At 63.4% G+C, this 13703-nt stretch carries 18 protein-coding genes; 4 read left to right on the top strand and 14 right to left on the bottom strand.

What is annotated here, in order from left to right; all coding sequences use genetic code 11:
• Nucleotides 1–3: 3 nt before the first annotated feature.
• From ACO07K_RS08835 to ACO07K_RS08800, 8 genes are all read right to left on the bottom strand, one after another.
• Nucleotides 4–1998 carry a conjugal transfer protein TraG gene (locus tag ACO07K_RS08835; RefSeq protein WP_422035552.1) on the bottom strand — a complete coding sequence of 665 codons (1995 nt, stop codon included), beginning with the start codon at nt 1996–1998 and terminating at the stop codon, nt 4–6.
• 133 nt (nt 1999–2131) lie between these two features.
• On the bottom strand, nt 2132–4225 hold the full coding sequence (locus tag ACO07K_RS08830) for a DUF3363 domain-containing protein (protein ID WP_422035551.1): 2094 nt from the start codon (nt 4223–4225) through the stop codon (nt 2132–2134).
• A 340-nt stretch (nt 4226–4565) separates the two neighbouring features.
• Nucleotides 4566–5294 (bottom strand): lytic transglycosylase domain-containing protein, encoded by a 729-nt coding sequence (locus tag ACO07K_RS08825; RefSeq protein ID WP_422035550.1) that lies wholly within the window; start codon nt 5292–5294, stop codon nt 4566–4568.
• A 92-nt stretch (nt 5295–5386) separates the two neighbouring features.
• Nucleotides 5387–5899, bottom strand: a complete 513-nt coding sequence (locus tag ACO07K_RS08820) for a S26 family signal peptidase (protein ID WP_422035549.1) — start codon at nt 5897–5899, stop codon at nt 5387–5389.
• A complete protein-coding gene (locus tag ACO07K_RS08815; RefSeq protein ID WP_422035548.1) occupies nt 5896–6360 on the bottom strand; it encodes a DUF2840 domain-containing protein in 465 nt (154 codons plus the stop codon). The genes ACO07K_RS08820 and ACO07K_RS08815 overlap by 4 nt, the downstream gene beginning before the upstream one ends.
• Before the next feature lie 244 nt (nt 6361–6604).
• The gene (locus tag ACO07K_RS08810; RefSeq protein WP_422036645.1) at nt 6605–7492 is read right to left on the bottom strand and encodes a replication initiator protein A; all 888 of its coding nucleotides are present in this window, start codon (nt 7490–7492) and stop codon (nt 6605–6607) included.
• A 13-nt stretch (nt 7493–7505) separates the two neighbouring features.
• Nucleotides 7506–7787, bottom strand: a complete 282-nt coding sequence (locus tag ACO07K_RS08805) for a helix-turn-helix transcriptional regulator (RefSeq protein WP_422035547.1) — start codon at nt 7785–7787, stop codon at nt 7506–7508.
• 138 nt (nt 7788–7925) lie between these two features.
• Complete coding sequence (locus ACO07K_RS08800) at nt 7926–8213, bottom strand: DUF2285 domain-containing protein (protein WP_422036644.1); 288 nt, start codon at nt 8211–8213, stop codon at nt 7926–7928.
• On the opposite strand from ACO07K_RS08800, the gene ACO07K_RS08795 reads away from it, so the two are divergent.
• A complete protein-coding gene (locus tag ACO07K_RS08795) occupies nt 8097–8348 on the top strand; it encodes a hypothetical protein (protein WP_422036733.1) in 252 nt (83 codons plus the stop codon). The genes ACO07K_RS08800 and ACO07K_RS08795 overlap by 117 nt on opposite strands.
• An 88-nt stretch (nt 8349–8436) precedes the next feature.
• Here the strand turns inward: ACO07K_RS08795 and ACO07K_RS08790 are convergent, their stop codons facing one another.
• Both ACO07K_RS08790 and ACO07K_RS08785 read right to left on the bottom strand, forming a co-directional pair.
• Nucleotides 8437–8682 carry a transcriptional regulator domain-containing protein gene (locus tag ACO07K_RS08790; protein WP_422035546.1) on the bottom strand — a complete coding sequence of 82 codons (246 nt, stop codon included), beginning with the start codon at nt 8680–8682 and terminating at the stop codon, nt 8437–8439.
• Nucleotides 8683–8834: 152 nt separating this feature from the next.
• The gene (locus tag ACO07K_RS08785) at nt 8835–9098 is read right to left on the bottom strand and encodes a DNA -binding domain-containing protein (RefSeq protein WP_422035545.1); all 264 of its coding nucleotides are present in this window, start codon (nt 9096–9098) and stop codon (nt 8835–8837) included.
• 238 nt (nt 9099–9336) lie between these two features.
• Here ACO07K_RS08785 and ACO07K_RS08780 point away from each other — a divergent pair, with 238 nt between their 5' ends.
• Nucleotides 9337–9564, top strand: coding sequence for a helix-turn-helix domain-containing protein (locus tag ACO07K_RS08780; protein WP_422035544.1), 228 nt, complete (start codon nt 9337–9339; stop codon nt 9562–9564).
• 294 nt (nt 9565–9858) lie between these two features.
• Here the strand turns inward: ACO07K_RS08780 and ACO07K_RS08775 are convergent, their stop codons facing one another.
• The 3 genes from ACO07K_RS08775 to ACO07K_RS08765 all read right to left on the bottom strand — a co-directional run bounded on the left by ACO07K_RS08775 (nt 9859) and on the right by ACO07K_RS08765 (nt 11741).
• The gene (locus ACO07K_RS08775; protein WP_422035543.1) at nt 9859–10182 is read right to left on the bottom strand and encodes a DUF736 domain-containing protein; all 324 of its coding nucleotides are present in this window, start codon (nt 10180–10182) and stop codon (nt 9859–9861) included.
• A 536-nt stretch (nt 10183–10718) separates the two neighbouring features.
• The gene (locus ACO07K_RS08770) at nt 10719–11189 is read right to left on the bottom strand and encodes a hypothetical protein (RefSeq protein WP_289298537.1); all 471 of its coding nucleotides are present in this window, start codon (nt 11187–11189) and stop codon (nt 10719–10721) included.
• 144 nt (nt 11190–11333) lie between these two features.
• Nucleotides 11334–11741 (bottom strand): MerR family transcriptional regulator, encoded by a 408-nt coding sequence (locus tag ACO07K_RS08765; protein WP_422035542.1) that lies wholly within the window; start codon nt 11739–11741, stop codon nt 11334–11336.
• A 69-nt stretch (nt 11742–11810) separates the two neighbouring features.
• Here ACO07K_RS08765 and ACO07K_RS08760 point away from each other — a divergent pair, with 69 nt between their 5' ends.
• Nucleotides 11811–12200 carry a mercuric reductase gene (locus ACO07K_RS08760; protein WP_422035541.1) on the top strand — a complete coding sequence of 130 codons (390 nt, stop codon included), beginning with the start codon at nt 11811–11813 and terminating at the stop codon, nt 12198–12200.
• Nucleotides 12197–12415, top strand: coding sequence for a GDCCVxC domain-containing (seleno)protein (locus ACO07K_RS08755; protein WP_230553897.1), 219 nt, complete (start codon nt 12197–12199; stop codon nt 12413–12415). Before ACO07K_RS08760 ends, ACO07K_RS08755 begins: the two co-directional genes overlap by 4 nt.
• A gap of 156 nt (nt 12416–12571) precedes the next feature.
• Here the strand turns inward: ACO07K_RS08755 and ACO07K_RS08750 are convergent, their stop codons facing one another.
• On the bottom strand, nt 12572–13540 hold the full coding sequence (locus ACO07K_RS08750; protein WP_422035540.1) for a DUF2493 domain-containing protein: 969 nt from the start codon (nt 13538–13540) through the stop codon (nt 12572–12574).
• Between the last annotated feature and the right edge of the window lie 163 nt (nt 13541–13703).

The following is a 13703-nucleotide window of genomic DNA, read 5'->3' as shown; positions in this document are numbered from 1 at the left end:
GCCTCAGAGGTCGATGCCGTCGCCGGGATCCAACGCAGCCTGCCGCGCGAGACCCCGGGCTGTTGCCCGCAACGCACGGGCCCGCACGGCGTCTTCGTCAGGCTCATCCTCGTCGAACGCAAACTCCGGCGAAGGTTTTGCGGGCTCGGGGGCGATGTCTTCCTGCTCCGCAAGCTCTGGTTCTCGCCGGATTCCGCCATTGGCAGGATCCTCAACGAGAGGTCCCGCATCTCCTGTCCCACTCTTTCTGCCGTCCGACTTCGCCGGGAGCGGCGCGCCACTCCAATCATCCGGCGCTATGTCGCCCCCCTGCGATGGTTTTGTCTTAGGCGAGGGAAGCAGACGCTCCGTCAGCCGCCGATCCTCGTAATAGCGCGCCTTCTTCGCCCGGATTGGCGGACAGCCCGAGACGAGAACCAATTCGTCGGTGGCCGGCAGCTGCATCACCTCGCCGGGCGTAAGCAGCGGTCGAGCAGTCTCCTGCCGCGAGACCATGAGATGGCCGAGCCAGGGGCTTAGCCTATGCCCGGCATAGTTTCGGGCGTCGCGAATCTCCGTCGCCGTGCCCAGCGCATCCGACACGCGCTTGGCGGTGCGCTCGTCGTTGGTGGCAAAGGATACCCTCACATGACAGTTGTCGAGAATGGCGTTGTTCGGGCCATAGGCCTTCTCAATCTGGTTGAGGGATTGCGCTATCAGGAAGCTCTTCAATCCGTAGCCCGCCATGAAGGCAAGCGCTGACTCAAAGAAATCGAGGCGGCCCAAAGCGGGGAACTCGTCGAGCATCAGCAACAGCCTATGACGCCTGCCCTTGGGATGGAGTTCTTCCGTCAGCCGGCGGCCGATCTGGTTCAGGACGAGCCGCACCAAGGGCTTGGTCCGGCTGATGTCGGACGGCGGGACCACGAGGTAGAGCGTCGTCGGCCGCTCATCCTCGACGAGGTCGCGAATACGCCACTCACACCGGCACGTCACCTGTGCAACGATCGGATCCCGGTAGAGACCGAGGAAGGACATGGCCGTCGAGAGCACACCTGAGCGTTCGTTCTCGCTCTTGTTCAGTAGCTCCCGCGCCGCCGAGGCAATCACCGGATGGACGCCGGCTTCACCGAGATGCGGCGTCGTCATCATTGCCCGCAGCGTTGTATCGATCGGCTGCCTGGGATCGGACAAGAATGCTGCCACCCCAGCCAGCGTCTTGTCGGCTCCCGCATACAGAACATGCAGGATGGCGCCGACCAGCAGGGCGTGACTGGTCTTTTCCCAGTGATTGCGTCGCTCGAGTGCCCCCTCGGGATCGACAAGGACGTCGGCAATGTTCTGCACGTCACGGACTTCCCATTCTCCCCGGCGCACCTCCAAGAGCGGGTTATAGGCAGCCGATTGCGCATTGGTGGGATCGAACAGAAGCACGCGCCCATGGCGGGCGCGAAAGCCCGAGGTCAGTTCCCAGTTTTCGCCCTTGATGTCGTGCACGATCGAGCTGCCCGGCCAGGTCAGCAGGGTTGGCACGACCAGACCGACGCCCTTGCCGCTTCGCGTCGGCGCAAAGCACAAGACATGTTCCGGTCCGTCATGGCGCAGGTAGTCGGTATCGAGCTTTCCGAGCACGACCCCGTCCGCGCCGATCAGTCCCGCCGTGCGCGCCTCGCGCACCGTCGCCCAACGCGCCGAGCCATAGGTCGCCACGTTCTTGGCTTCGCGGGCGCGCCAGACCGAGAGGCCGATCGCAACGCCGATCGAGATGAACCCGCCCGAAACCGCAATACAGGCGCCTTCGACGAAGATCGCGGGGGCATAGGCGTCGAAGGCGTACCACCACCAGAAGAAGGTCGGCGGAAAGTAGATCGGTAGGCCAGCGAACTCGAACCAGGGCGGCCCAAGCTGGAGTTGATAGCCCAGCCGCCAAGCCGTCCATTGCGTGGCCGCCCACAGGGTGAAGAGGACGATGGCGAAGACGAGGGTGATCTGCCCCCACAGGATCTTGGTTGCGGACATGGCGACAGATCAAATCGTCAGACTCAATCGGTGCAACAGAGAGCTAGCGTGAATCGCTTGCGCGGCGGCCCCGGCGTGTAATTCGGACAGGCACCGGAAAGGTACACGCGCAGTCGTCTCGCTCGCTCACCCGTTAGAGCCCCAGCTCTCGATTTCGCCCGAGCGACCAGTTCACGTCGCCGCCCGGCAAAGCGACACCAGAAACGACACGGCCGACGCGCTGCTCAAGGACCGGCCGCCACGGGACCAGGCTGAAGCCCAGCCCATCATCGATCATGGCGAACCGACCACTGGCGAGTTGGGTCGAACCGACGAGCTGACCGCTGATGGGACTGCCAGGGGCCACAGTCCGCCATTCCCGTCCCCGCTCGGCGGCAAGCGCCCTGCCGGCGCGCTCGATGTCACGAGCTTCCAGCCGCGGCACCAGATCCCTTGGCGCACGGATGCGGCCGTTGCCCAGGTCGGTGGCATACCCCTCGTTGACCAGCCAGCGGCGACGCTTAGCCGACGCCTCCATGACTTCGAGTCCAAAGCCGCTGTTTGTTAGAGTGGTTCGTTGGCGTGACGCCAGCTCGCGGTCGAGCCAGGTCGCGCCGTCGTGGCTGATCTGCTGGTCGAGGCCGCTAGAAGAGAGAACAATCACCCGCCCTGCCGTTCGGTCGCGCGCCAGGTCGAAGGCCTGTCCACGCTCGGGAAGGTCGGCCGGGATACGCCACTGATCGTCATCGATGCGCTCGACATGACCCGCGCGACGCAACGCCTCCAGGCGACGCACATGGGAACCGATGTAGGCGGAGGGATCGCCGCCCAAGCGATCGATAGTGGCGACGGCCTGCTCCAGATGCTTCGAGGGCCGATAGATGCCCTCCTTGCCAGCAACAGCCAGAATGTTGCGATCCGAAGCACGGGGTCCAGCCTGCGCGGCGCCGGCCGCCACGATCATTCCCCGCTGGATATCCTCGGCATGGGCGGGATCCATCTCGAAATGATGGACACGCCCGTCGACGCCGTCGATCACCAGCCGCACCCGCTCACCCATCTCGTCCCCGCCCAGCCCCTTGTCGAGCACACGCCCAACAAGCGACTCGGTGACGTTCCCCCGATGAACCACATAGCCTGCCAGCGAACGGGCATCGGCCAGTCCCTCGCGATCCAGCGCCCGGTGCATCGCTTTGATGATGTCGCCGCGCTCGCCCAGCTCTCGCAACACGGTCTCAGCTCTGGGGGCCAACGACCAGCGCCCGGGCTCGATCTCGGTGGCCAAACCCATCCGTTCCAGTTTGCGTGCCCGCTGGATCAACAGAGCCCGATTCTGGCGCGCAGTCTCGAGCGTCTCCGCGTCTGGCCGTAGGTCGGCCAGCTCGTTGCGGGTCCGCTGCTCGGCGAGCAGCATGCGGTCAAGCCTGGTGAAACGATCGGCATCGACCTCCCGCTCCAGCCTGTGGGACACCTCCTGCTCGGTCTGCCGACCCAGCTCCCGGGTCACCACCTCGCTTGCGCGCTCCCGGATTCCGAAAGCGATGTAATCACCGGCGATATTGAGCGTCTTGCCCTCGTCGGTGACACCCCGGACGATGATGTGGGTGTGGGGATGGCCGGTGTTGTGGTGATCGACGGCGATCCAGTCGAGCCTGGTGCCGAGATCGGCTTCCATCTGCTTCATCAGTTCGCGGGTGGTAGCCTGTGGATCGGAGAGCTCCACACCTTCCTCGGCGGACACGATGAAGCGGAACTGGTGACGATCCTCGCGACCGCGTTCGACGAAGGCTCGACCGTCCTCGACATCCTGGCTGGCCGAATAGACCTGCCCTTTCGCCCCGTCCTTCGTCACGCCGTCGCGCTGGAGGTAGCGCAGGTGGGCGTCAATCGACTTGGCGCTTACGAACTGTCGCCCCCGGGCACCTCCACGCTGTGGGTTGAGCTTAACGACGCGGGCTTTGACCGCGACGCGCCGTGATCGTGAGCGAAGACCGGTGGTCCGGCTCCAGGGATTCCGATCCCTCAGCACCGCCGCCGCTGCCACCCCACGACCTCGCTCATTGAACCTGCTGCTTCTCTTCCCGGGCCCGTTCAACCGAGAAGGATCGCCGCCAGCGCGCCGGATGGCCTGTTGAACCTGTCCGCTGAAGCTCGGCGGCCGGCCGTAGCTACGGCGGCCGCCGCTCGCCCGGCCATGATCCCGGATCTTGCCCGGCCGGAGTCGAAAATCATCGTCGTCGCGTGCCATGGCATGACGATTGGAAGCGGCCAGAATATTCGCAAGAGGTAAGCCAGGTGTATCGGGTCGGAGCGTAGAAAATCGTCGTTCGCGGCGGAGTCGAATTTGTGCGACGGCGGTCCGAGCGTTGAAACTAAACGACAAATCGATTCGAGAGCCACCCGCGTACGACAGCGCGACGATCTGAATTTCCTAAAAAACAACGTGCAGACAAACACTTAGGCGCAGTGCGCCGGCGGCGGGGAAACCCGCTTTATCTTGCCGTCCATGATTCAGCTTCTTGGGCCGAGAAGCCTCATGAGCTCCTTCGACAATCTGACCGAATGCCGGCATCCACGAACGCTCCGCATCACGGCAACCGACTTGCGGTGCCGTGGCGCACAAACAGTTCATCAGCTGGTGGCACCAGCGCAGCTGCACCCCCGAAAAAGGGACCGACCGATGCTCGCTCCGATGACGTGGGGCGAGACGACGGCATGGCTGCGGGGCTCTGACGGGTACGCGCTGCAAACAGCGGTGACTCCTGCCATGTCATGACACTGCGGTTGAGACTCGCCGCGTTGCTGACCTGTTCGTCTCCGATCAGCGGGGCGAGCATGTCGACGTAGCGCCGAGTCTCCGCAGGCAGCGCCCGGCCCGCCGCCAGATAGTCATCGTAACGCCGCGGGCCCGCATTGTAGGCGGCCAGGAAGCCGGGGACGCCGTAGCGATCATGCATCTCGCGCAGGTACGCCGCGCCAGCAAAAATGTTGTCGCGAGGATCGTAGGGGTCGGCGCCCAACCGATGACGAGCTCGCAAGTCAGCCCAAGTATCCGGCATGATCTGCATCAACCCCATCGCACCTTGCGACGAGAGTGCCCGCACGTCTCCGCCACTCTCTACAGCCAATACGGCGCTGATCCAGGACGCCGGCACACCAAAGCGCTGCGCAGCTTCGTGGACAAAGGCGGCATACGGGTCGACGGCCGCCGCGTTCGTCGACTCCGTAGCACGAGCCGGCTCGGCATGTGCTCTCTCGGCCAGTCCAACTGCGGTCACCATCAACGCGATCACCGTTACCAAGGCGAACGATCGCACGACGCCTCCCGGACTCTTGGCCGGGAAAGAGGGTGAGTCGCAGCACGTCATGAGCAAGCACACCGGTGCGTGAGCGAAATTGCAGTGCATGGTCACTCCTTCTCGATCCAGATGGGATCCGCGCGGGCGATGACGGCGGAGGCCGGGATCGGGCCGAAGTATCGCCCGTCCAATGAGTCAGCCGATTGTCGGTTCATCAGGAAGAGCTCGTCCGCCGCGATGACGTGGCATCCTTGCCAGGTCGGAAGCGACCGGGCGCGTCCATCGCGCTCGCGGGCCAGGCCCATCGCGGTCCCATCGATAAGGATCGTGAGCCCTCTCCGGCAGACGGCCTGCCCGGGAAGCGCCAGGACGCGCTTCAGCATGGGAACACTTCGAGGTAGATAGCCACCCTGAGCGAGGAAGGTCGCGAGCGGCTCTGGTGGCACGACGACGACCAGTTCAGCAGCGTAAAGTTTGTCAATCGCCTGTAGCCGGTAGAGCCCTACAGGCACGCTTGCCGAGGCATTCCAGATGAAGAGCGGAAGTGCAGCTTTGCCAGCGCTCAACGCCAGGATGCCGACACCGGCGAGCACGGCCACAACCGCGCGCTTTCGCCCGTTCATGAGCCGATCCGCTGCCGCAAAAGCCAAGCCTTGTGCCGCTCCAAGGAATAAGGCCGGAGCGCTTCGCCGACCGATAGACGACTGTGAACATGACGCCAATAGTCCGGCGCTGCGTCAGCCGGATCGATGCCCAGCGCCTCGACGATGTCGATCATCTGCAGCACGTGCTTGACCTTCGGCCAACCGGACGTTCGCAGCAGGATGTCGGCGCCTGGTCGTACGAACGGAACGGTCGCGCAGGTTTCGCTGGCCCGAACGGCGCGCAGGATATCGATCCGCGACGCGACCGTGCCGTAGTCGTTGGCGGCCCAGCGCACGAAGGCGAAGACGCTGCCCGGAGCAAAGGAGAGGACGCGCCGTCGCCGGTCGAGGATCTGCTCCTCTGCGGCATGGCCAAAGCGGAGCCAGTGTTCGGCCTGCTTCTCGAGCCAAAGGAGCTCGACATGCGTGAGGCCGCTCATGCGGGACCTCCATCGCGTGTCGCAGGCACGTTCCTCCGCAGTCCCGTTTCCGGGCAACCTGCTATCCCAGATGGTGGATAAATGCGGTCCGTTAGACAGATTCCGAAGGAATCTGAGTTAGGGAAGTTAAGGCCACTCCAACCTGTTGAGAGCCAAGGATTTTTCCGCGATTGCGGTCCCCGATAGCACGACGATCGGGTCCCCGATGGCACGATAGTCCCCGTCCCCGATAGCACGACGCGACTCACAGTCTGTCCCCAGGACGTAGTCTTCGCCCATCTCGATTCAACGTCGTACCGAATGGGTCGCGGAAAACCGATGTGAAGATGAGACGCTCCAACCCGCGCGGACCACGATCGACGACCAGCCGGTAACCTGGCAGCGCCTGACGACGCACGATCTCGCGCACGTCGTAGGCAAAGTGTTTGAGCGGCGAGAGGCTGCCGGACTTCGCATGAAGATGCAGAAAATCGAAACTCCAGCCGCCAGCCTGGCGTCCGCCATGCTTGCGCACGACGCGGTAGAGCCATCGCTCCAGGCCACCGGTTAGATCGAAGTAGGCCCGGTCGATGGTGAGCACCAGTCCGTCGTCCAGCACGCCGGCATAGAACCAGTCGGGCAGAACCAACTCGAGGCCAAGGGGTCGCCCGTTGGCATCCGTGGTCTCCTTCCATTCGTTGATCCAGGAGAAGCGGTGACGTCGCCGTTCTGCAGGCTGGCGGATCGACGTCAGCACGCTCGTAGACTGGAGCCGGTCGAGCGCGGCCTTCAGACGCTCGTAGTCTCGTGCGCCGGTGCCGCGGCCGACGAAGGTCAGAATCTCGTAGGGCGTCGCCGCCATCAGACGGGATGTCTGCAGTCCGGCGTCTCTCGCCTCGACGATCTGCGAGGCGGCCCAGATCAGCACGTCTGCATCCCAGATGGTCGCCATGCCATGGTCGGGAACGCCCTCGACACGGACGGCGACGGTGCGGGTGCGGTAATCGATCGGCAAGACACGCTTGGACTTGGCCAACGAGAAGAAGGGATAGGCCATGAGGTTCTGCTGGTCCCGCGGCGCCAGGCCACCCGGCAACGCGCGAAACAGATGCAGCTGATTGCGCTCGCTGGCCCGCTTCTGCTGAGAGTTCATGCGCTGGCTCCGATCAACGCCGAAGCCGGGCGGCATCGGCGGGAGCCGCGACATGTCGCTTGGCAGGGAGCACGGTCCCCGCGCCAGGATCAGACGTTGAGGTCTTGGCGCCGCGATCGGCCCATGCCTTGAGGTCTTCGATGGCATAGACGACGCGACCGCCAATCTTCCGGTAAGTCGGGCCGGTGCCATAGGTCCGATGTTTCTCCAGGGTGCGCCCGGAGAGACTCAGAAAACGCGCAGCTTCAGGGGTGCGCAGAAAGCGTGGCGGCAAGCCGGCGGTTGGATCTGGCATTTGAGGGGCTCCGTGTCCTGGCGAGAGCCGTCGACGGTGACGGCGGATCGACGGTCACGGTGGCGGAGGACGACAGCGTAGGAGGATGACGGACTGGCGTGCTTTGAAAGCGGCACCCCGAGCGCCGGCGAGCGTCGGCTAACGCCCTGCGCGCAATAGCTTCCGATAGCCTCCGTTCATCATGGTTACGGCATCTGTGACCAGCCGGATGGTCTGGCCCCTGATGGATGACGTTTTCCAAGGGAAACGGACGACGGCATCCGAGCCGTGAAGCGCCAAGGCAATTTCCCGGTAGCTCGCTCCCTCTAGATGACCGTCCAGCGCGCGGATCATGCCAAGGAGCCGATTCCGGAGGCGGGCCGTTATCCGCCAGGCAGGCGGAAGCGCGCCTGCGGGCTGGCGGTCGAGGCGCCGCTTGAAGCGCAACAGACCGGCAAGGCGCAGGAGAACGGTCTCATCGAGCGGGACGAGCGCTGCAATCGGCAGCGCCGGCTGCACCCCATGAAGAAAGAGATGATGCGGGCCACCGGCGTCATCCACAACGCTAGGACGCTCAGTTGACGGTATCAGGTCAGCAAAGGACCCTAAGCGATAGGCGTTACCAAAACACTCAGGTGCAGCAACAAGAATCACTGCATGAGGTATCAGTTCAGGCCGCCATAAAACCGGCGCCGCGGACGCACTGAGGGCCGGATCGCGGGCGAAAGGAAAGCCCCCAATTCCCTCCCACTGTTTCTGAACTCAGTTCCGATTCATCCGGATCTTCTGCAATTCCTTCGTAGTCATCTCGGTAAGCCGGATTTCGCCGGAGGAACTCCCAAGCGAAACCAGCACGATCCAGATTCTTCAGCGCGTCGACATAATCCGGCGACCTCCAATCGGGTCTCTTCGTCATCGAGACTCCGTTTACACACGGTTACTCAGGGCTAACCGAAGCAAGCCTTTCATGCGACCAACGGTTGTTGAAGAACCCAAACACTGAACGCGCGATGTCGTCTGAAGAGGTCCCAAAGCGTCTATCTGAAGACCCTTCTTTGATGACGACCTTCAGTTGCGTGGTGCACGCAACAGATGACGAAAACCCTTCTCGGTCATCCACCGAGCCCGCGCCAAATGACTGTCATGGACAAAGCGGGCGCGCTCGGGTTCTTGCGTCGGATCGAGGCCAAAGACAATTTGCACTGCTTCCCGCCAGTCCGCGGACTCAGCGGCAGCGTCCAGCAGACGAAGATAGGTCACGAAATGCCGCTCGTCATAGGCTGTCACCTGATCGCTTTCAGGCGGGCTGTTGTCAAAGGAAGGTGTGGTCATCGCGACTCATAAGCAGCAGAGTTTACCGGGTCCCCAGCCACCGCATTGTCACAGCCCAAGGAGCCAGTGGCGATGCACGCGGCGCATCACATCAGTCAATTCGTATGCTCACCACGTGAGCAGTGAAGGTCATCGAAGTCTGATCTGCATAAAAGCATAGACACATCGGCGCGCTAGCAAAATGGCCGCGTATTATAGTACGTAGCGTCAGAATACGCGATTGCCTCCTATCCTGCGAATGGACATTCGCAAGGTGTTCGGCACCAACGTCCGCTCCTACCGCCTGGCGGCGGGCCTTAGTCAAGAAGCCGTCGCCGCTCGCATGGGCGCAGATCGGGCCTATATCAGTGCGATCGAACGTGGGCTGCAGAACGTCACTCTTCTGTCGATTTGGGAAACAGCGCAGGCACTGAGCGTGCGTCCGGCTGACCTCCTGATGGAGCCTGCGTCAAAATCGAAGTCGTAACCGCAAGGGATCGTCACCGACAGGCGAAGACGCCCTTCCCCCGCTCTAACCGAAGGGCGGCTTCGTGCGGCCGCCATCCCCTCTCAGCGGCCGCATAGAGCCCGGTCCGGCGCAGCCGGATGCGCCAACTCCCATCAGTCGATAATGCGCCGTCTCAAGATTGGTAGCGTAGGCAAAATCCCAGATCGGCAGTCACCGCGCTGGGCGTCGCGATTGGCGTGCGGGCCGGGGTGTCCCATTTGAGCAAAGAAAAACCCCGCCCGGTTCACCGGGCGGGGCTTCGGGAGCGCTGACTTACTCGCCGCTCTTCTTGCGGCTGCGCGACCAGATCAGGGTGAACCCCTCGCCGTCCTCGTCGTCGAACAGGTTGGCGAAAATCGGTGCGTTGAAGCTCGGATCGTCGAGCTTGAGCGAGAGGTAGTCGCGGCCCTCGTTGGAGCGCTTCGACCAGGCGGCCCCGATCTCGGCGCGGCCGACGAAGACCCGGTAGCTTGGGGCATTATCGTTCGAACGGTTGGCCTCGGGGACAATGCGCACACCCTTGGTCTGGACGCTCAGGGTGACGATCTCGCCCTGGTACTCGTTGCCGGACTTCTTGAAGGAACCGATGTTGGCCATGTGACTTCTCCTTGCTGTTTCGAGCCCCGCGACCATCGCGGCCTCGATGGCGATCGTTTGCCGGAGGCGATCGACGCTGCACCCGCTCGCGGGCTGGAGCACAGCGGAGGACGGCGGCGGGGCGACTTTCTTGCCTCGCGAGGAATGGGCGAAGCCCAGGGGAAGAAAGTCGAACCGACGCCGTTGCGGCTCAGGCGATCGAGGCGCAGCCGTCCTACGGCTAGATCAAGCCAAGGAGAGGCCGTGGGTCGCACGCCGAACAGCATCCTCGGGAGAAGTCGTGGCTAACCTGAAGGGTCCTGCACAAGAGGTCCGGCAGGCCAGGCGAAGTGAAGGCGGCCGTAGCGTAGAAAAAGGATGGCTGCCGTCTGCGGCCAACCCGGCGTAGACGGCGACCACAACCCAGCATCTTGTCGGCTGTGCAGAAAACACGGGCTCATCGAAGCGCTATCCGGTGGCCGCGTTCACGCTCGCGCATCGCAACGAGCGCTCACCACCCATCTTCACCAATCTCGACGATGAGGACGCAGAAAGCGTCAGCGTCTCTGGTCGTGCGGCTGCCAGCTAACCGGCGAGTGAGTTCTCCCGATGCCCCGCTCGTCCGACGGTGGAAGAAACAGCGTCATGCGCGAGAAGGCCGTGACACCAGCGAGAACGGCGCCGACAACGGCAAATGCCATCTGCCAGTTGCCGGTGGACATGCCGATGCCGGCTAGCGCCAGCGACACCTGATAGCCGGCGACGGTCGCCGGCACGGCGTAGAGCAGGCCGATGATGGCGCGGATCAGCGGCGTACGGGTGGTGGCGAAGCCAATCTGCCCGAGCGCAAGGGTCGCACCGCCAGCAAAAAAGCCGACGATGAGCGCTCCGACGACTCCTCCCCCGCTGTCAAAGGCAGCGAGGCCCGCGGTCAATCCGGCAAGGAAGGGGAGCGCATAGATGGCGAGCGTGAACAAGAGCCAGCAGCAGAAGCCGAGGCCGAAAACGCCGAGAACGATGGCAAGCATGGTGGATCTCCGTGACAAGAGTCGAACGGCTGCGCCTTCCACCACCACCATGGCGCGATCTAGTAACTGTCGACTGTGAAGTTGGCCAAAAGGCGGCGCTTACCAGGCTGTGTGAAACGGCGGGAGCCTCGATAGGCGGGTCAGTCAAGCTGATGCCAATACCTCTAAGAGCGGGCATGTCGGCATTGTGCCATTAGCACAGGCCTTGACCATCGTGGCGAGGATGCCTTCCATCCGTCGCAGATCCCGGATCTTGGCGCGAACTTCCGTCAGGTGCGTGAGGCCGATGTCATGCACTCGCCGGCAGGACCGGGATTTCTGATCGGCAAGGTCGAGCAGATGGCGGATTTCGTCGAGCGAGAAGCCGAGGTCCCTCGCGCGACGGATGAAGGAAAGACGCGTGACATCGACGGTCCGATAGAGCCGATAGCCGCCGGGACTTCGGGCCGGTTTCTGCAGCAGGCCGGCGCGTTCGTAGTAACGGATGGTTTCGATGTTCACGCCTGAGCGCTCGGACAGAACGCCGATCGTGAAGACGTCTGGGGCCGACATGGCATCACATTCCTTTGATGTTTCTTGGGTGTTGAGTCTGTAGTTCCTACAGGGTGTAAACCATTGCCCATGATGGAGAGCCAGACCACGGAATCAGCGTCGAGTGACCGACAGGTCGCTGACACTGCAAAGACGTTCCTGACTGCTGGCGGTCTGCTTGCGGCATTCGGGTTGGCCTCGTGCTGCGCCCTGCCCGTCGCCCTGTCACTCCTGGGAATAAGTGCCGCCTCCCTAGTCGGCATCAGCTACCTCGCGGCGCAGTATCAGCAGGAGTTGCTCTACGGCGCCGTAATTTGCCTGGGCGCCGCCGCCTTCATCATGTGGTGGCAGCGGCGGGCGCGGCTTTGCGCTCCCGATGCAACGTGCAATCGCCCGACAGTCGACTGGGGTAACAAGATCGCTCTGGTATTGGCCGTCGGCCTGTTGGCCCTTACCTTCTGGATCGCGCCCCCGATATGACCGTCCTTCTCCAATCGACCCTGACCTGCCCAAGCTGTGGCGTCGCCAAGGTCGAGACGATGCCAACCAACGCGTGCCAGTATTTCTACGAGTGCACGGCCTGCAACACGCTGCTCAAGCCCAAGCAGGGCGATTGCTGCGTGTTCTGTTCCTATGGGTCGGTGCCTTGCCCGCCAATTCAAGAGGGCAAAGGTGACGACTGCTGCGCCAGCTAGTGCGGGAGACATTGAATATGAAAGCCAGTTCACTGCACCTTCAACATGGTCCGCAGCATCAACCTGCGAGCGCAGCGAAGCTGACAAAGAATGGCTAAGGGTTTGCGCTGGCTGGTGCCCCGCCAAAACGACGCACCAGCGTTTTCACATAGACTGTTACGCGCCGCCTGAACCGAAGCGCCAGACCGGGATGCCGAGCTTGCGGGCTTTGTCGGCGAGGTTCTCCTGGATGCCCGAGCCCGGGAAGACGATGACGCCGATCGGCAGGACTTCCAGGATTTGGTCGTTGCGCTTGAAGGGTGCCGCCTTGGCGTGACGGGTCCAGTCCGGCTTGAAGGGGATGTGAGCCACCTTGCGGTCGTCGGCCCAGCGGGCGGCGATTCGCTCGGCACCGGTCGGCGAGCCGCCGTGCAGCAGGACCATGTCGGGATGCTTGACGCGGACCTTGTCGAGCATGCTCCAGATCAGCCGATGGTCGTTGAAGTCGACACCACCGGTGAAGGCGATCTTGGGACCGGCCGGCACCAGCAGCTCGGTGTCGGTCCGGCGCCGGGCGGCGAGAAAATCCCGGCTGTCGATCATCGCCGCGGTAAGTGCCCGATGGTTGACCATCGACCCGGTGCGCGGCCGCCAGGCCGAGCCGGTATGGACCTCGAAGCGATCCGCAGCCTGGTCGCGGAAGAGTTCTAGGGCATTGCGGCGTTCGATCAGGGTCAAGCCCTCGGCGACGAGACGCTCGAGCTCCACCGAGCGCACCTCCGAGCCGTTCTGCTCCTTCTGGCTCCGGCGCTGGGCCTGCTCGTTACCGTCGAGCTCGCGCTCGATCCGGCCGGTGGCGCGATGGAACAGGTTGACGGTCGACCACAGCAGTTCTTCGAGGTCGGGCTCGAGGCGGGTGTCGGTGAGGGTCGCGACCAGCGCATCAAAGATGTCGACGACGGCGCCAGTGATGACGTTGGCTTCCGGCAGTGGCCTGGGATCTGGCTCGTCGTGGAAGGGACGATGACCGTAGAGCTGCAGCTCGGTGAGGACGTGATCGGTCGGGGATGCGGCATGCACGGGCTCGAATTCGGGATCGTCGTTGGTCGCCATGATGATGTCCTTTGTCGGATCGGCCGCGCCCATCGCGGCCTTCGTGGGTGTCGACAGACGGCGGGCGGACCGGGCCCGCACCGCGCTTGCGGCCGGAGCAGAGCGGAGGACGGCGGTCCGAGGCTTTCTTGCCTCGCGAGGAATGCCGGCTTCAGCCGGCAGGGGAAGAAAGCCGAAGGATCGCCGTTGCGGGACC

The organism is Reyranella sp. (genome assembly GCF_965228225.1).
Classification (GTDB): domain Bacteria; phylum Pseudomonadota; class Alphaproteobacteria; order Reyranellales; family Reyranellaceae; genus Reyranella.
Note: the sequence above shows the minus strand (reverse complement) of the source record. Positions and strands in the feature narration are given on the sequence as shown.